Source organism: Falsiroseomonas sp. RANM36 (assembly GCF_056682175.1).
This window is the reverse complement of record NZ_JBWXTD010000049.1, coordinates 1-340: the sequence shown is the minus strand read 5'-3', so window position 1 is coordinate 340 and position 340 is coordinate 1. Positions and strand designations below refer to the sequence as shown.

Annotated in this window: 1 pseudogene; it reads right to left on the bottom strand. The window is 67.4% G+C overall.

Annotated features, from left to right (window positions below):
- Positions 1–340, bottom strand: a pseudogene (locus tag AC1MIR_RS27790) (glutamate-cysteine ligase family protein); the annotation flags it as partial.

Genomic DNA, 340 nt, shown 5'->3' with positions numbered 1-340 from the left:
GCCGCCCCTCCCGCAGGATGAAATACATCGGGACATCGAGCACAACCTCGGAAAACCGCGCGAAGCCGAAGCCGCCCTCGACGGCCCCGGGCGGGATGCCGGTGCGACCCGGATCGGTGTCCGTCCAGACGCGCCCGCGGAGCGAAAGCCACCCGCTCGGCTAGCCATCGATGAAGGGGGAATTAGCGAACAGCGCGGTGGCCAGCGGCTGCAACGCCAGGGAGACGCGCAGCATCTCCACCATGTCGGCCTCGTCGCCGAAATCCAGGTTAACCTGCACCGAGCAGGTGCGGAGAATCAAGTCGAGCCCCAAGCCGCCGACGCGCGGCAAGAGTTGACC